Source organism: Stenotrophomonas sp. SrG, from assembly GCF_050031795.1.
Taxonomy (GTDB): domain Bacteria; phylum Pseudomonadota; class Gammaproteobacteria; order Xanthomonadales; family Xanthomonadaceae; genus Stenotrophomonas; species Stenotrophomonas rhizophila_A.
This window is the reverse complement of record NZ_JBNBBE010001713.1, coordinates 1-231: the sequence shown is the minus strand read 5'-3', so window position 1 is coordinate 231 and position 231 is coordinate 1. Positions and strand designations below refer to the sequence as shown.

Below are 231 nucleotides of genomic sequence, written 5' to 3'. Positions count from 1 at the left end.
CGGCGCCACACCCAGACACGACTCACCTTCCGTCGCCTGGACGGCAGCCTCCCGCTCGACATGCCCACCGGCATGCGCTCCAACGCCTCTCTTCAGGTGGCCCGCCGCCAGTTCCGCGCCGAGAAGGGCGGCCACACCGTTTTTATTGACCCGGTGTCCACCGAGATGTTGACTCGGTTGTTCTGGTATGCAGCGTATTTTGTGTTTATGAGTCTGGTCGCGGCCAAGGCC

Annotated in this window: 1 pseudogene; it reads left to right on the top strand. The window is 63.2% G+C overall.

The window, feature by feature from the left end:
* A pseudogene (truB, locus tag ACQG3P_RS25160) lies at positions 1-231 on the top strand (tRNA pseudouridine(55) synthase TruB); the annotation flags it as partial.